We start from the raw sequence: 15,299 nt of genomic DNA, 5'->3' as shown, positions 1-15,299 counted from the left end.
GCGGTGGCGGGCATCCCCTGCCGAGTTGTGCGGACCGGGTCAGAGCGCGGTGGTGACGCGATCGGCGCGCCGTGCCGCCCACTTCGAGACCCGTTCCCAGCGCTTGGCCGCGCTCAGCCGGCGGACCAGGCGGTGCGTGCGCGCCACCTGTTCCGCCTCGCGCATTCGGGATCTGGCGAGATTTTCGTAGAGCAACATTTGCGTAGGTCCTTCTGGCTTGAAGTGGTACATCGGGTCCTTCATCAGCGCGTTCACGCGGCGACCTCATCCCGGGTCAGGACACCGCGCTCGGCGGCCTCGCGAGCGACGTCCTCCTTGCGCGGACGTCCCCGGGGACGCTTGCGCGCGATGACGACACCGCGCTCGAAGATCTCGCCGCCCCAGACACCCCATGGCTCGTGCCGGGCGAGGGCCGAGGCCAGGCACGCGGCGCGCACCGGGCAGTCCCCGCACAGGCCCTTGGCGCGCTCCAGCTCCGCGGGCGCGTCGGCGAACCAGAGGTCCGGGTTGTCGCTCGACCGGCAAGGCAGGTCCAGACCGGCGGCGGGAGCCGCGTCGAGCAGCTCGCTCACCCCAGAGCCAGGTGGGCCCAGCAGGTCGGTGAATGCTCCGCCAGTGAGCGGAACAGTGGCGGTTGACATGGTGTAAAGCTCCTGACTATTCCGAGTTTGCAACACTGAACAAGGGTGGAAACCGTTGTGGGACAAAGAAAAAGGCCGCGGGTTCCGATGTTCGGAGTCCGCGGCCTCTGCGAGCCTGGGGGTCTTGACAGGGTCAAGTCCTCCAGCCCGAGAGGGCGGACGGGTGGTTCGGAACATCGACATCGAGGACGCCGGCGTGCGCGGTCGCCCGGGCGATGACGCCTTCGGTGAACCGCTCACGCTGCACACGCGTGGCCTTGGCCAAGCCGCACCCGAACTTGGACATGGCTGTGCCCCGGGACGCCAGGTAGCCGGGGATTGGGTTCATCGTGAAGATCTTCATCCTGGCCACCTCCTCCAGAGTCCGTTGGGCGACATTGTCGGGGCACTTCGTGCCCCGCCATTGCAGGTTATTGGCCCTCACGGAGGGCTCGCAACCGATTTTCCAGAACTTCGTGTGACGCCGGTCACATCGTACTCGATCAGGCGCCCGCACACACGACCGCGAGCACCTCGGCGCCGAATTTGTCCAGTTTGGCGGCCCCGATACCGGAGATCGCGACGAGCGCGGCCCGGTCGGCCGGACGTTGTTCGGCGATGGCGAGCAGCGTGGCGTCGGTGAAAATCACGTATGCGGGCACCTTGAGGCCCCTGGAGCGCTCCATCCGCCACTCCCGGAGCCGGTCGAGCAGGCCCTCGTCGAGATCCGACGGGCAGCTCTCACAACGGCCGAGCTTGGTCGGCATGGTGCCGACAAGCTTGTCGCCGCAGACCCGGCAATGCCGGATCACCGGCATCGGCCTGCCTGCTTCGCGCTGGCGGCCCGCGGTGGCGACCCGCGCGGTCGGGTGGTTCTCCGGGATCAGGCCGTAGAGGAACCGGCTGCGCCTGCGGTAGCGCTTGCCGCCCTCGGCGCGGGCCAGCGCCCACGACAGCGACAGGTGGGTCCGCGCGCGGGTGACCCCGACGTAGAGCAGCCTGCGCTCCTCCTCGATCGCGACGTCGTCGCCGTCGGCGTGCTGGATCGGCACGGTGCCGTCGACCAGGCCGACGAGGAACACCGCGTCCCACTCCAGCCCCTTCGCCGAGTGCAGCGACGCCAGCGTGACGCCCGCCACGGTCGGCGGGTGCTGTGCCTGCGCGCGCAGCTCCAACTCCCGCACGTAGTGCGCGAGATCGGCGCCCGTCACCGCCTCCGTCAGCTCCTCGGCCAGCTCGACCAGCGCGAGCAGCGACTCCCAGCGCTCCCGCGCGGTGCCGCCCGCGGGCGGGTCCGGCGTCAGCCCGAGCGGCGCGAGCAGCCCGCGCACCAACGCGGGCAGCTCGCCGGTTGGCCCGCCGGTGCTCGCGGTGCGCAGCGCGGCCACCGCCTGGCGCACCTCCTGGCGCATGAAGAACCGCTCGCCGCCGCGCAACTGATAAGGAATGTCGGCCTCGGTGAGCGCCTGCTCGTAGACCTCCGATTGCGCGTTGACCCGGAAGAGCACGGCGATTTCACTCAACGGAGTGCCGTCGTCGAGCAGCTCCCGAATGCGCGCCGCGGCGGACTTGGCCTCGATGGTCTCGTCGTCGTACTCGGCGAACCGGGGCTCGGGGCCGTCTGGGCGCTGGCCGACGAGCCGCAGCCGGGAGCCCGCAGGCCGGTCGCGGGCGGCCGAGATGACCCGGTTGGCCAATGACACCACCTGAGGCGTCGAGCGGTAGTCGCGCTCAAGACGGACGACCGCGGCCTCGGGGAAGCGCCGGGTGAAGTCGAGCAGCGGGCGGGCGGAGGCGCCCGCGAAGGAGTAGATGGTCTGGTTCGCGTCGCCGACCACGGTCAGGTCGTCGCGGCGGCCCAGCCACGCGTCGAGCACCCGCTGCTGCAGCGGGGTGACGTCCTGGTACTCGTCGACGACGAAACAGCGGTAGCGCTCACGGAACTCCTCGGCGACCACCGAGTGCTCCTCCAAGGCGGCAGCGGTGTGCAGCAGCAGGTCGTCGAAGTCGAGCTGGCGGGCGCGGTTCTTCAGCTCCTCGTAGCCCGCGTAGATCGTCGCGACCTGCTCGGCGGACACGGGCGGTTCGCGGCGCATCCGAACGGCCGCGGCGGGATAGTCCTGCGGCGCGACCAGCGACGCCTTGGCCCACTCGATCTCGCTCGCGAGGTCGCGCAGGGTCTCCCGCTCAGGCCCGAGGCCCGCCCGGTGCGCGGCCTGGCCGACCAGGCGAAGCTTGCCGTCGATCAGCTCCCACTGCTCGTCGCCGACCACCCGCGGCCAGAAGTAGCGGAGTTGGCGCAGCGCGGCGGCGTGGAACGTGCGCGCCTGCGCGCCGTGGATGTCGAGTGCGCGCAGCCGGGTGCGCATCTCCCCCGCCGCGCGCGCGGTGAACGTCACGGCGAGAACCTGGCCCGCGGCGACGTGGCCGGAGTGGATGAGGTGCGCGATGCGGCTGACGATGGTGCGCGTCTTGCCGGTTCCCGCGCCCGCGAGCACGCACACCGGGCCACGAGGGGCGCACACGGCGGCGAGCTGGTCCGGGTCGAGCCCGGCGAGCAGGTCGGTCGGTCCGCGTTCGCCAGCCATGCCGAGCATCTTGACAGAGCGCACCTGCCGGATGCGGGACCCCGCCCCGTATCCTGATGGGTATGGCTGACAAGCAGGACAAAGCGGCCGCCAAGGAAGCCAAGAAGGCGCGCAAGGCCGCGTCGAAGGCCAAGCGCGGGCAGTTCTTCCAGGCGTTCAACATGCAGCGCAAGGAGGACAAGGCCCTCATCCCGCTGATGCTGGGCGCCCTCCTGGTGGTGACCGGTGTGGTGTTCGGCATCGGGCTGCTGTTGGCGATCGAGTGGTTCGTGCTGCCCGTCGGCATCGCGTTCGGCCTGCTCGCCGCCGTGATCATCTTCGGTCGGCGGGTGCAGAAGAACGTCTACAACAAGGCGGACGGCCAGCCGGGCGCGGCAGCCTGGGCCCTGGAGAACCTGCGCGGCCGCTGGCGCGTCACCCCGACCGTCGCGGGCACCACCCAACTCGACGCGGTGCACCGGGTGATCGGCCGGCCGGGCATCATCCTCGTCGCCGAGGGCGCGCCGCACCGGGCGAAGTCCCTGCTCGCGCAGGAGAAGAAGCGCACCGCCCGGGTCGTCGGCGACACTCCGATCTACGACGTGATCGTGGGCAACGACGACGGCCAGGTGCAGCTCCGCAACCTGCAGCGGCACCTGATGAAGCTGCCCAACAACCTGCGCCCCGCCGACATCGACGGGGTGGAGAAGCGGCTGGCCGCCATCGCCAGCCGCGCAGCCGCGCTGCCCAAGGGCCCCATGCCCCAGGGCGCCAAGATGCGCAGCGTGCAGCGCACGATCCGCAGGCGTTAGGCCGTTTGTCGTACCCCTATGGCAGCCTGTCGGCAGACGTGAGGAGGAGCCGTGACCGCGATGCCCGCACCGCATCAAGCCGAGTCGAGCGCGCCCACACACCTGCTGACCATTGCGGAGTACGCCGCGCTCGGTGAGACCGAGTTCGGGTACACGGAGCTGCTAGAGGGCCGCCTGTTGATGTCTCCAAGTCCCACTTACCGCCATAACCGTGCGGCATTCAAACTGAACAGCCAACTCGATGCCCAGCTACCCGAGCATCTACTGGTGATCCAGGATCTCGACGTGGACCTGGAATTCGGCCCGCCCGGCGGGCCTGGTTTCAGCCGCAGACCGGACCTGATGATCCTGCACGCCGATGCCGTCGACCGGCTGGACGCCGAAGGCGGGATTCTCCGCGCCTCGGAGGTACTGGTTGTCGTCGAGATCATCTCTCCAGGGTCGCGCCGCACCGACCGGGTGACCAAACACGGCGAGTACGCCGACGCGGGCATTCCGCACTACTGGCTGGTGGACACCGACACACCGATTTCGCTCATCGCCTACCACCACACCGAGGAATTCGGGTACCAGAACGACAACGAGGCCACCGGCACGTTCACCACCACCATCCCCTTCCCCGTCACCATCGACCTGAACGCCCTCGGATAATTCGAGGCGCACCAACACAATCCCCGGCTACCGTCGCCACGTGCCACACGCCACCGCCGCCCGTATCGCGGCCGCGCAGCTTGCCGGGCTCTCCCGGGCCCGCCAACTCGTTCCGGCAGGCCCCTTCACCGGCCTGCTCGCCCCCGGCGCGCACGCGTTCTTCTCCTACGCCGTGGCCGCCAACCCCGGCGAACCCATCACCGACGTGACCGACGCGCTGGCGATCCTGCGGGCCGCGTTCCCGCCCGGTGGGCTGCGGTTCGAACTGATCGACCAGGCGTGTCCCGGCGCGGCGGAAGCACTCGAAGCCGCGGGACTGACCGTCACCGCGCGGGTACCGCTGATGACCGTCGACCCCGATCAGGTGACCTTGCCCGACCCGCCGGACGGGGTGACCGTCGAGGTCGTGCGCACGGTCGCCGACCGGGTGGCGGGCAACGCGATCGGCAACGCGGCCTTCGAGGTGGTCACCGACCCACCCAGCGGCGAGCCGCCACCCCCGGAAGACGGCGGCTCCGTGCTGGCCCGGCTGCACGGCAAGCCCGTGGCCGTCGCCTCCTGGACGCAGGTCGCCGACGGCGTGACCGAGATCGTCGGCGTGGCGACGCCGGCCGAGCATCGGCGCAAGGGCCTCGGCGGGCTGGTCACCGCACACGCCGTGCGGGCCGCCGCTGAACTGGCGGCGGTGCGGCTCGCCTGGTTGACACCGGGCGGCGACGACGCGGACCGGGTCTACCGCAAGGTCGGTTTCGCCCCGATCGCGAGCGCCGTGCACTTGGCGGACACCCCCACGCCGCTCCCCTGAACGGCGTGTCGGAGCCGTTTGTCGTGGTGGCGCCGCCCGCCGCGCTGGCGGGCGTGCTCCAGTGCGTGTGGTTCGCCCGCGGGCCGGAGGAGCCCGACAGCCGCGAACGGGTGCTGCCCAACGGCGTCGTCGAGGTGATCATCTCGATGGACGACACCGCACACCGCGTCGTGGACGAGACGGTCGTGGACGAGACGACAGTCCGCCCATACCGGCACAGTTTCGTCGCGGGCATGCAGCGCGGCCCGCTCACCCTGCAGCCCGCCTCGTTCACCGACCTGGTGGGCCTGCGGTTCCGCCCCGGCGGGCTGCACGCCCTGTGGCCGCTGCCGATGCACGAGCTCAGCGACGCTGTCGAGGAGCTGCCGGGCTTCGACGACCTCCTGCTGCTGCACCTGCGCGACCGCCTGCTGCACGCGGGCACGACCGCCGAACGGCTCGACGCGATCGAGCGGGCGCTGGTGCCACGGCTGCGGATCGACCGGCAGGCCGCGGGCCGGGTCCGCGCCGCCGTGGCGACGATGCTGGCCGAGCCGGGCATCGGGGTGCGCAGCCTCGCCGAGCGGCTGGGCGTCACCCATCAGCACCTGCTGCGCCAGTTCCGCGTCGAGGTGGGCATCGCGCCGCGGACGTTGGCGCGCATCCTGCGGTTCAACCGGGTCATCGGGCTTGTCGGCACCGCGACAAGCGGACGCACTGGTCGGCACGGGCTGGGTGCTGACCGCGCAGGTCACCACCTCGCTGTTCGAGCGCCGGTCGCTGGCGCTGGCGGCGATCGACAGCGGGTACCACACGGTGTCGTTCACCGTCATGGGCCTGCTGATCGGCGCGTTCGGCTAGCGGGTCCGCAGCTCGATCGTGCCGACGAGCCGGTCGTGCAGGCCGCGGCCGTCCTTGTCGGTGATGGCGGCGGGCACCAGCAGGGCGACCAGCAGCGTGCGCGGCCCCGCGCGCGGGGGGCCGACCATCGTGGAGCCGTCCATCCGCACCACCCGCAGCCCGAGCAGCGTCTTGCCCGGCGTCACACCGAGCAGCGACACGCCCGCGAGGGTGATCACGAACCAGGCCAGCAACGCCCAGTAGTTGAACTCGCGCATCACCGCCGGGTCGCCGAACTCCGGGCGGAAGAACACCGAGGTGACCAGGGACGCCAGCACCAGGTCGAGCACCAGCGCGCCGAGCCGGATGCCGGTGGACGCGACCGAGCGCGGACCGCGTTCGGGCAGGCCGAGCCGCTCGCCGCGCCACCGCTGGGGGCCGTCGACGGGCTCCAGCGCGGCGTTGGGCCCGGACAGCCAGGAACCGGTCCATCTGCTCACCCCACCAGCGTAAGGCGAAGTGCTTGCGGACTTGACCCCTGGCATGCTTCATGAGCGGAACCGGCTGTCGTTAACACCCGCGAAACATCGGGGTGACGGTCGGGCAACACCGTCCTTTTAGCGTCATCACGCAGAGCGGGCACGGCACTGCGCGGCCGTGATCGTCGACCAGGGTTCGGCTGCCCGCTCGCGCGGTACGCCGGCCGCGGCCGGCAGAGGAGAAGAAGGAGTCAACGAGCGTGTTCAACTCTTCCGACGAGGTCCTGCGTTTCATCGCCGATGAAGACGTGAAGTTCGTCGACGTCCGGTTCTGCGATCTGCCGGGCGTCATGCAGCACTTCACCGTTCCCTCGACGTCGTTCGACGAGGACGCCTTCACCGAGGGACTCGCGTTCGACGGCTCGTCGGTGCGTGGGTTCCAGTCGATCCACGAGTCGGACATGCTGCTGCTGCCCGACCCCTACACCGCGCGCCTCGACCCGTTCAGGATCGAGAAGACGCTGATCATCAACTTCTTCGTGCACGACCCGTTCACCAGGGAGGCCTACAGCCGCGACCCGCGCAACATCGCGCGCAAGGCCGAACTGTTCCTCGCGGAGACCGGTTTCGCCGACACCGCGTTCTTCGGCGCCGAGGCCGAGTTCTACATCTTCGACTCGGTCCGCTTCGACTACACCGAGAACGGCTCGTTCCACGAGATCGACTCGGTCGAGGGCTGGTGGAACACCGGGTCGGACGAGAACGGCGGCAACAAGGGCTACAAGACCAAGTACAAGGGCGGCTACTTCCCCGTGCCGCCGGTCGACCACTTCGCCGACCTGCGCGACGCCATGGTGCTGAACATGCAGGACTCGGGCTTCACCGTCGAGCGCGCGCACCACGAGGTGGGCACCGCGGGCCAGTCCGAGATCAACTACCGGTTCAACACGCTGCTGCACGCCGCGGACGACCTGCAGTTGTTCAAGTACCTGATCAAGAACACCGCGTGGCAGGCGGACAAGTCGGCGACCTTCATGCCCAAGCCCCTCTTCGGTGACAACGGCTCGGGCATGCACTGCCACCAGTCGCTGTGGAAGGACGGCGAGCCGCTGTTCCACGACGAGTCCGGCTACGCGGGCCTGTCCGACACCGCGCGGCACTACATCGGCGGCCTGCTCGCGCACGCGCCCAGCCTGCTCGCGTTCACCAACCCGACGGTGAACTCCTACCACCGCCTGGTGCCCGGCTACGAGGCCCCGGTCAGCCTGGTGTACTCGCAGCGCAACCGGTCGGCCTGTGTCCGCATCCCGATCACGGGCAACAACGCCAAGGCCAAGCGGGTCGAGTTCCGCTGCCCCGACTCCTCGGGCAACCCGTACCTGGCGTTCGCCGCGATGGTGATGGCCGGTCTGGACGGCGTCAAGAACAAGATCGAGCCGCCCGCCCCGATCGACAAGGACCTCTACGAGCTGCCGCCGGACGAGGCCAAGCAGGTCGCCCAGGTGCCCGCGTCGCTCGGCGAGGTGCTCGACGCGCTGGAGGCCGACCACGACTACCTGCTCGAAGGTGGTGTGTTCACCCCGGACGTGATCGAGACCTGGGTGGCGTTCAAGCGCGAGCACGAGATCGACCCGCTGCGCCTGCGCCCGCACCCGTACGAGTTCGGCCTGTACTACGACGTCTGATCCGCCCGAAACTCGGGGCGGCGGTCGCGGGGAGAACCCCGACCGCCGCCCCGTTTCTTGTCGAGGACAGCGGGTCGCCACCACCCGATCAGGTACATCATTCGGGCTCACCTGCAGTGTTACCTGGGTTACAGGATTGTTTCCCTAATCGAGATGTCGGGTGGATTCCCTTGTCGGCTCGGGAGGCTCTACGCTCCCGCGCATCAACGCCCGATCGGGCGCTATCCCGAGCTATCGACGAGGACCCGCCATGTTCGCTTCCCTTGATCCCGCACGCGTCGCCCGGCTCAAGACGAGCTACTCCGTGCGCAATCTCGATCGCGACAAGCCGTTGGCCCTCGTCCATCACAGTGATCATCAACCCAATCACGGCGACCTGGTGCTGGCCGAGGTCACCAAGATGGGCTACCACCAGGTGCTGGAGCTGACCGACGGCCGCAAGGCGCGGCTCTACGTCGGCGACGAGATCCTGGTGGCCTACGGCGCCCGCTACGCCCCCGACCACTTCGAGGCGGAGCTGCCCGACGACCTCGGCGCGTGCGACCTGGTCGCCGCGGGTGGCGTGCTGGGCAAGGTACGCAGCCGCAACGCCGCGGTCAGCGCGCCGACGAAGGTGCGCCCGCTGGGCTTGGTCGGCGACGGGTCGGGCCGCGTGCTCAACGTGTCCGACCTGGCGCTGGGCGCGCCGCTGCACGCGCTGCGCAAGCCGCCGACGTTCATCGTGGTCGGCACGTCGATGAACTCGGGCAAGACCACCACGGTCGCGTCCCTGGTGCACGGCCTGTCCCGCGCGGGCATGCGGGTCGGCGCGGCCAAGGTCACCGGCACGGCGGCGGGCGGCGACCCGTGGCTGTTCCGTGACGCGGGCGCGGTGGCCGCGCTGGACTTCACCGACGCGGGCATGGCCACCACGTTCCGCATCCCGATGGACCGGCTGGTGGCGGGCGCGCAACTGCTGCACGGGCACCTGATGGCCCGCGGCGTCGACGCGATCGTGCTGGAGATCGCGGACGGCCTGCTCCAGCCGGAGACGGCGCAACTCCTCGACCGCGCGGAGATGCGCCGCATCACCAACGGCGTGCTGTTCGCCGCGGCCGACTCTTCCGGCGCGCTCTACGGCGTGCAGCGGCTGCGTTCGGCGTGCCACCCGGTGCTCGCGGTCAGCGGCCTGCTCACCGTGTCGCCGCTCGCGGTGCGCGAGGCGCAGGCAGGCCTGGACGTGCCGGTGTACGGCTCGGAAGACCTGCAGTCCCCGGCCCTCGCGGGCGAACTGCTGCGCCGCGCGAGCACGGACGCGCTGGTCGAGCACGGGGTTGGCGAGGTCATGGCGTAGCGGCTCGGCCGGTGTCGTCCCGTCCAGACTCCCGTTAGGGCACCACGGAGGTGTCGAAGCCGAAGGACTCCAGCACCGCGCGCGGATCGGCGACGAGCTTGCGCAGGTTCAGATCCATGATGCCGACGACGCAGGTGATCTCGGCGGCGACGGTGCCGTCGAGCTTGGTGATGGTGGAGTCGTTGGCGAAGGTCTTGCCGCTGCCGAACTTGACCGTGCAGGTGACGTCGACGACGTCGCCCGCGCGCAGTTCGCTGCGGAAGTGGATGGTCGAGGACAGCAGCACGGGCGCGGTCTTGGCCTCGATCAGCGCGAACCAGCTACACCCCGCCGCGTGGAAGCCCTCGACGCGCGCGATCTCGGCGTACTGGTGGTACACGGCGTGGTTGAGGTGGCCGAGGCTGTCAAGTTCGTAGCTGCGCACCGGGATGCGGATGCTCCAGGGCTGGACGGTCATGGGCAGACTCTAATTTCTCGCCCTGACAGTTCGCGCGCGGCCGTGACCAGCGCGACAGCCCGCTCAGTCGTCGTAGAAGAGGTGCTCCACGATGGCGCGGGCGCGCCGGGTCGTGCGGCGGTAGGAATCGAGGAACACCCCGGGATCTTCATCCAGGGCGTGGCCCAGCGCGCAGGCGACGGCGGCGAGTTCCCGGCCGTGGGTCGGCACCTGGTCGGTCTGCTTGCCGCGTACCAGGGTCGCCGCGTTGCGTACCCGGGTGGCCAGCAGCCACGCCTCGCACAGCGCGTCGGCGTCGGCGCGCGCGATGAGGCCGACCTCGGCCGCCGCCCGCAGTCCGTCCACTGTGGACGTGGTGCGCAGCGACGGGTGCGTGTGCGCGTGCCGCAACTGCAGGAGTTGCAGGGTCCACTCGATGTCGGCGAGGCCGCCGCGGCCGAGCTTGGTGTGCGTCGTCGGGTCGGCGCCGCGGGGCAGCCGTTCAGTGTCCACTCTGGCCTTGATGCGCCGGATCTCCCGTATGTGCACGGAATCCAGGCCGCCCGCGGGGTAGCGAACCGGGTCGATCATGGCGATGAACCGGGCGCCGAGGTCGTCGTCGCCCGCGACGGGGCACGCGCGCAGCAGCGCCTGCGCCTCCCAGACTTCGCTCCACTGCGCGTAATACGCCCGATAGGACTCCAGCGTCCGCACAAGCGGGCCCTGCCTGCCCTCTGGTCGCAGATCGACGTCGACCTGCAGCGGCGGGTCCTGGCTGGGCGAGCCGAGCAGCTTGCGCACGCTCTGCGCGACCCGGCCCGCGTATTTCAGCGCGTCCGAATCGGACACTCCGGCAGTGGGCTCGCAAACGAACATCACGTCCGCGTCGGAGCCGTAGCCGAGTTCGGCGCCGCCGAGCCTGCCCATGCCGATGACCGCGATGGTGGCCAGGCGACCGCCCGCGGCCGCGGATTCCGCGCGGTCGACCACGGCCAGCGATGCCTGCAGCACCGCACTCCACACGCTCGACAGCGCCGCGCACACCGACAGCACTTCCATGAACCCCAACAGGTCCGCGCACGCGATGCGCAGCAGTTCGTGCCTGCGCAGCGATCGCGCGGCGGTGACGGCGTTGCCGAGGTAGCCGTGCCGGTTGACCGCGTTGCGCAGCGACGCCGCGACCTCGGCCGGATCGCGGACGGTCAACTCCTTCGGGTCGGCCAGCAACCGAAGCACCTCGGGCGCGCGGACGATCAGGTCGGGCACCAGCTTGGAGGTGCCCAGCAGGATGGCCAGCCGCTCGGCGACGGCGCCCTCGTCGCGCAGCACCCGCAGGTACCACGGCGTCGCCGCCAGCGCCTCGGAAACCTTGCGGTAGGCCAACAGTCCGCCGTCGGGGTCGGGGGTGTGGCCGAGCAGGTCGAGCAGCACCGGCAGCAGCGCGGTCTGGATGGCGGCCCGCCGCGACACGCCTGCCGTGAGCGCCTTGATGTGCTGGAGCGCGCCGTCCGGCGAGGTGTAGCCGAGCGCGGCGAGCCTGGCCTGCGCCTGCTCGGCGGTGAGCCGCAGCGCGCTGGTCGGCACCCGGGACACGGCTTCGAGCAGCGGCCGGTAGAACAGCTTCTGGTGCAGCCTGCGGATTCGGTTGGCGTGCCTGCGGAACTCGGCCAGCAGCACCTGCCCGGCGGACCGGCCCCGCTCGGGACCGACGCCCGCCGCGCGGGCCAGCCAACGCAGGTCGTCGGTCTCGTGCTCGGCGGGGAACAGGTGGGTGCGGCGCAGCCGCTGCAGTTGCAGCCGGTGTTCCAGCGTGCGCAAGAACCGGTACGAGTCGGCGAGTTCGACGGCGTCGGTTCGCCCGACGTAGCCGCCGGCGCCGAGCGCCGCCAGAGCGTCCACTGTGGACCCAAGGCGGAGTGTCTCGTCGGTGCGGCCGTGCACCAGCTGCAGGAGCTGCACCGCGAACTCGACGTCGCGCAGCCCGCCGCGGCCGAGCTTGAGCTCGCGTTCGAGCAGTTCGGACGGGACGTGCTTCTCCACCCGGCGGCGCATCGCCTGGACGTCGGTGACGAAGTTCTCCCGGTCGGCCGCGGTCCACACCATCGGCCGCACCACGTCGAGGTAGCCCGCGCCGAGGTCGGCGTCGCCCGCGATCGGGCGGGCCTTGAGCAGCGCCTGGAACTCCCAGGTGCGCGCCCAGCGCTTGTAGTAGGCCGCGTGCCCGTCGAGGGTGCGCACCAACGCGCCCGCCTTGCCCTCGGGCCGCAGCGCCGCGTCGACCTCGAAGCACGCCTCGTGGCCCACCCGCATCATCGCGCTGGCCACCCGGGTGGCCAGCGCGGCATCGTCCTCGGCGACGAAGACCACGTCGACGTCGCTGACGTAGTTCAGCTCGTGGCCGCCGCACTTGCCCATCGCGATGACCGCGAGCCGGGCCTTGGCCTGCGCGGGCGCCCCACCGTTCTCCGCCCAGGCGACGGCGAGCGCGGCACGCAGCGCGGCTTCGGCGAGGTCGCTGAGCTGGCCTGCGACCTGCTCGTAGCTCGGCGCGGCCTGCCCGGGTTCCACCAGGTGCCCGAGGTCGTCGGCGGCGACCTCCAGGAGCAGGCCGCGGTAGGCGAACTTCAGCGCCCGCACGGCTTCCGGGCCGCGCAGCGCGGCCACTGGCCCCTGGGGACTGACGTCGCTGTCGTCGGCGCCGACGGCGGAGAGCAGCGTCGCGGTGTAGCCGTCGACGTCGGTGGCGCCGCCGCCGAGCCTGCGCCACGCGCCGTGTCGCGTGGCGAGAAAGTCGGCCAGCGCGCTGGACGAGCCGAGTACGGCGAGGAGCCTGCCGCGCAGCCTGCGGTCCTCGGTGATGGCCGCGCGCAGGTCGGGCCAGCCGTCCGGGTCGGACTCGCGGATGCGGTCGAGGCCGCGCAGCGCGAGGTCGGGATCGGGACTGCGGGACAGCGCGGTCAGCGTGACCTCGTACTCGGGCACCGGCCCGACCTCGCCCCATAGCCCGGCCGCGCGCAGGTCCCGCTCGGCCCGGCTCTCGGTCAGGCCGAAGCGGGCCGCGGACGAGATCGAGCGGGCGGGGTCGGTCATGGTCAGATCATCGGGAGCTGCGGGCGTGCCGGGCCGACCGGCGCCAGCTCGCCGCGGGCGAGGCTGACGAACCGGTCGACGAACGGGCGCCAGGTCTCCTCGACGTCGGCGTGCAGCTCGGCGAGCCGCTCCGGGGTGAGGTCACCGGGTCGGGCGAGCGCCGCCACGTCGGGGTTCGCGCGCGCCCAGTCGAGCACGATCTCGGGGGTGGTCTCGATGTGGAACTGGATGCCGTAGCCGACCCGCCCGATCCGAAACGCCTGGTTCGGGTAGCGGGTCGAGGCGGCGAGCAGGTCGGCGGCCGCGGGCAGCCGCACCACGGCGTCGGAGTGGAACTGCACGACGTCGGGCATCAGCGGCAGGTCGGCGAACAGCGGGTCGGACCAGCCGAGATCGCGTTTGGCGATGAGGCCGCAGCCGACCTCGGGACCCTCCGGCCCGACTGTCACCTGCCCGCCCGTCGCCACGGCCAGGAGCTGCGCGCCGAGGCAGATCGCGAGCAGGGGCGTGCCGCTCGCCACGCACGCGCTGAGGAGCGCGCGGACGCCGACGAGCCACGGGTGTTCGATGACGTCGTTGGCCCCCATCGGGCCGCCGAGGCACACCACCGCGGCGTAGTCAGTGGGATCGGCGGTCAGCGGTTCGCGGTAGGGGTGGACCAGGTGCAGCTCGGCGCCCGCGTCGGTCAGCCATTCGGCGAGCTGTGCCGGCGGGTCCATGTCGGCGAGCTGCACGACCAGGATGCGTACGGACGTCACACGACGAGAGTATGCCGCGCCGCGAACCCGTACTCCACGGCGTCGAGCACGGGCCGGAACCCGATGCGCTGGTAGATCGAGTTCGACACCGGGTTGCTCAGGTCGGTGAACAGCAGCACGTCCCGCGCGCCGTGGTCGAGCGCCCACCGGGCCGCGGCGGCGGTGGCCGCGCTCCCGTATCCCCGGCCACGGAACTCGGGCGGGGTGTAGACGGGACCGATGCGGGACATACCGGTAAGAGGTGGGCTCGCCGTGGCCTGGGCCACAGGGCGGCCGGTGGCGTCACACCAGATACCGACGCACTTGCCGAAGTCGAGGGCCTGCCGGACCTGCGTCTCGCCGGGGAGCGCGTCGCCACCCTGCGGGTGTAGCGCTTCGACCGCGAACGCGTCCCACCAGGCCCCCACCAGCGTGATGTCGTCGGCCGTGCCGAGCTTGAACTCCCCACCCACGGTCGGCGGCGCCAACTCCCCCAGGCGGTACAGACGTTGCCCGATCGTGTGATCAACGACGTCGCCGGTCGCCGCCGTCCACGCCACCGTGAAGTCGTCGGCCACGTCCCGCGGCCCCGCGACCCCGCTGACTTCGATTCCCTCGGCGACCAGGAATTCGATGACCTCGCCATGCACCTCGGGCGGCAGGGCCCCCACCACCAATGGCCACGGCGGCGTCCGAAACCCCGCCCCGACAAGCAGATCGCCGTGGTGAACGGTGAAGAGTTCCAGGTCGATGTCGTGCTCGCTCGGTGCCGTGAGCAGCCGCCCCATGGCGGTAAGCGCCACTGTGTGCCGGACGACGTCACGCTCGAACAAGGCGCCCGCCACCGCCCAGAACCGCCGAACATCCCCATACCGAACAACCGTCATACGGCCATAGTCTCGACGCGCGCCGATTGCCGCGACCGATTATCGCTCGACTAGGCGCCCGAACATACCAATGCGAGGGCGAAGCCAAGCGAACTCCGCTGGATCACGACGTGCCGCACCGTGGGCGACCCTGCCATTGGCTACACACTCGATGCGAGCCGCAGGCGAGCGAACCACGCTGGGTCGGGTGTGGACGCACCGTGGGGGTCTGGGGGCTCGGGCCCCCAGTGTGAACGCAAAAGGTGCCCCCGGTTCGCGTGTTCCGCGAACAGGGGGCACCCTGCAACTTTTGTCCGGCGGCGTCCTACTCTCCCACACCCTCGCGAGTGCAGTACCATCGGCGCTGGCAGGCTTAGCTTCCGGGTTCGGGATGGGACC

At 70.8% G+C, this 15,299-nt stretch carries 15 protein-coding genes, 1 rRNA gene and 1 pseudogene; 7 read left to right on the top strand and 10 right to left on the bottom strand.

What is annotated here, in order from left to right; genetic code table 11:
- Positions 1 to 39 precede the first annotated feature (39 nt).
- From ACT4N7_RS23030 to ACT4N7_RS23015, 4 genes are all read right to left on the bottom strand, one after another.
- The gene (locus tag ACT4N7_RS23030) at positions 40 to 255 is read right to left on the bottom strand and encodes a hypothetical protein (protein WP_444830906.1); all 216 of its coding nucleotides are present in this window, start codon (positions 253 to 255) and stop codon (positions 40 to 42) included.
- Positions 252 to 641: a WhiB family transcriptional regulator gene (locus ACT4N7_RS23025; RefSeq protein WP_444830905.1), complete on the bottom strand. Its 390-nt coding sequence runs from the start codon at positions 639 to 641 to the stop codon at positions 252 to 254. Before ACT4N7_RS23025 ends, ACT4N7_RS23030 begins: the two co-directional genes overlap by 4 nt.
- 133 nt (positions 642 to 774) lie before the next feature.
- The gene (locus tag ACT4N7_RS23020) at positions 775 to 984 is read right to left on the bottom strand and encodes a hypothetical protein (protein WP_444830904.1); all 210 of its coding nucleotides are present in this window, start codon (positions 982 to 984) and stop codon (positions 775 to 777) included.
- 139 nt (positions 985 to 1,123) lie between these two features.
- Complete coding sequence (locus ACT4N7_RS23015) at positions 1,124 to 3,217, bottom strand: ATP-dependent DNA helicase UvrD2 (RefSeq protein ID WP_444830919.1); 2,094 nt, start codon at positions 3,215 to 3,217, stop codon at positions 1,124 to 1,126.
- 53 nt (positions 3,218 to 3,270) lie between these two features.
- Between ACT4N7_RS23015 and ACT4N7_RS23010 the strand changes: the two genes are divergently transcribed.
- From ACT4N7_RS23010 to ACT4N7_RS22990, 5 genes and pseudogenes are all read left to right on the top strand, one after another.
- Entirely contained in the window at positions 3,271 to 3,999 is a 729-nt protein-coding gene (locus ACT4N7_RS23010) for a DUF4191 domain-containing protein (protein WP_444830903.1), read from the top strand.
- A gap of 60 nt (positions 4,000 to 4,059) precedes the next feature.
- Positions 4,060 to 4,650, top strand: a complete 591-nt coding sequence (locus ACT4N7_RS23005; RefSeq protein ID WP_444830918.1) for a Uma2 family endonuclease — start codon at positions 4,060 to 4,062, stop codon at positions 4,648 to 4,650.
- Between the two features lie 40 nt (positions 4,651 to 4,690).
- Complete coding sequence (locus ACT4N7_RS23000) at positions 4,691 to 5,455, top strand: GNAT family N-acetyltransferase (RefSeq protein WP_444830902.1); 765 nt, start codon at positions 4,691 to 4,693, stop codon at positions 5,453 to 5,455.
- Between the two features lie 5 nt (positions 5,456 to 5,460).
- Positions 5,461 to 5,751 (top strand): annotated as a pseudogene (locus ACT4N7_RS22995) (DUF6597 domain-containing transcriptional factor); the annotation flags it as partial.
- 418 nt (positions 5,752 to 6,169) lie between these two features.
- Positions 6,170 to 6,295, top strand: coding sequence for a hypothetical protein (locus tag ACT4N7_RS22990; protein WP_444830901.1), 126 nt, complete (start codon positions 6,170 to 6,172; stop codon positions 6,293 to 6,295).
- On the opposite strand, the gene ACT4N7_RS22985 is transcribed toward ACT4N7_RS22990, so the two are convergent.
- Complete coding sequence (locus ACT4N7_RS22985; protein WP_444830900.1) at positions 6,292 to 6,774, bottom strand: RDD family protein; 483 nt, start codon at positions 6,772 to 6,774, stop codon at positions 6,292 to 6,294. The two genes, ACT4N7_RS22990 and ACT4N7_RS22985, sit on opposite strands and share 4 nt — an antisense overlap.
- Before the next feature lie 239 nt (positions 6,775 to 7,013).
- Here ACT4N7_RS22985 and glnA point away from each other — a divergent pair, with 239 nt between their 5' ends.
- A complete protein-coding gene (gene glnA / locus ACT4N7_RS22980) occupies positions 7,014 to 8,438 on the top strand; it encodes a type I glutamate--ammonia ligase (RefSeq protein WP_444830899.1) in 1,425 nt (474 codons plus the stop codon).
- A 250-nt stretch (positions 8,439 to 8,688) separates the two neighbouring features.
- Positions 8,689 to 9,771: a DUF1611 domain-containing protein gene (locus ACT4N7_RS22975; protein WP_444830898.1), complete on the top strand. Its 1,083-nt coding sequence runs from the start codon at positions 8,689 to 8,691 to the stop codon at positions 9,769 to 9,771.
- 34 nt (positions 9,772 to 9,805) lie between these two features.
- On the opposite strand, the gene ACT4N7_RS22970 is transcribed toward ACT4N7_RS22975, so the two are convergent.
- The 5 genes from ACT4N7_RS22970 to rrf form a co-directional block, all read right to left on the bottom strand.
- Positions 9,806 to 10,228, bottom strand: a complete 423-nt coding sequence (locus tag ACT4N7_RS22970; protein WP_444830897.1) for an acyl-CoA thioesterase — start codon at positions 10,226 to 10,228, stop codon at positions 9,806 to 9,808.
- Positions 10,229 to 10,291: 63 nt separating this feature from the next.
- Positions 10,292 to 13,297 (bottom strand): bifunctional [glutamine synthetase] adenylyltransferase/[glutamine synthetase]-adenylyl-L-tyrosine phosphorylase, encoded by a 3,006-nt coding sequence (locus tag ACT4N7_RS22965; RefSeq protein ID WP_444830896.1) that lies wholly within the window; start codon positions 13,295 to 13,297, stop codon positions 10,292 to 10,294.
- 2 nt (positions 13,298 to 13,299) lie between these two features.
- Entirely contained in the window at positions 13,300 to 14,055 is a 756-nt protein-coding gene (locus tag ACT4N7_RS22960) for a type 1 glutamine amidotransferase (RefSeq protein ID WP_444830895.1), read from the bottom strand.
- A complete protein-coding gene (locus tag ACT4N7_RS22955; RefSeq protein ID WP_444830894.1) occupies positions 14,052 to 14,921 on the bottom strand; it encodes a GNAT family N-acetyltransferase in 870 nt (289 codons plus the stop codon). Before ACT4N7_RS22955 ends, ACT4N7_RS22960 begins: the two co-directional genes overlap by 4 nt.
- Before the next feature lie 291 nt (positions 14,922 to 15,212).
- Positions 15,213 to 15,299: ribosomal RNA gene (gene rrf, locus ACT4N7_RS22950) — 5S ribosomal RNA — on the bottom strand; the annotation flags it as partial.

Source organism: Actinokineospora sp. (assembly GCF_052390155.1).
GTDB lineage: Bacteria > Actinomycetota > Actinomycetes > Mycobacteriales > Pseudonocardiaceae > Actinokineospora.
Note: the sequence above shows the minus strand (reverse complement) of the source record. Positions and strands in the feature narration are given on the sequence as shown.

Bases quoted from the DNA above. Each gene is read 5' to 3' on its own strand.
- ACT4N7_RS23025 (WP_444830905.1), bottom strand. From the start codon at position 641: ATGTCAACCGCCACTGTTCCGCTCACTGGCGGAGCATTCACCGACCTG.
- ACT4N7_RS23020 (WP_444830904.1), bottom strand. From the start codon at position 984: ATGAAGATCTTCACGATGAACCCAATCCCCGGCTACCTGGCGTCCCGG.
- ACT4N7_RS23015 (WP_444830919.1), bottom strand. From the start codon at position 3,217: ATGCTCGGCATGGCTGGCGAACGCGGACCGACCGACCTGCTCGCCGGG.
- ACT4N7_RS23010 (WP_444830903.1), top strand. From the start codon at position 3,271: ATGGCTGACAAGCAGGACAAAGCGGCCGCCAAGGAAGCCAAGAAGGCG.
- ACT4N7_RS23005 (WP_444830918.1), top strand. From the start codon at position 4,060: ATGCCCGCACCGCATCAAGCCGAGTCGAGCGCGCCCACACACCTGCTG.
- ACT4N7_RS22975 (WP_444830898.1), top strand. From the start codon at position 8,689: ATGTTCGCTTCCCTTGATCCCGCACGCGTCGCCCGGCTCAAGACGAGC.
- ACT4N7_RS22970 (WP_444830897.1), bottom strand. From the start codon at position 10,228: ATGACCGTCCAGCCCTGGAGCATCCGCATCCCGGTGCGCAGCTACGAA.
- ACT4N7_RS22965 (WP_444830896.1), bottom strand. From the start codon at position 13,297: ATGACCGACCCCGCCCGCTCGATCTCGTCCGCGGCCCGCTTCGGCCTG.
- ACT4N7_RS22955 (WP_444830894.1), bottom strand. From the start codon at position 14,921: ATGACGGTTGTTCGGTATGGGGATGTTCGGCGGTTCTGGGCGGTGGCG.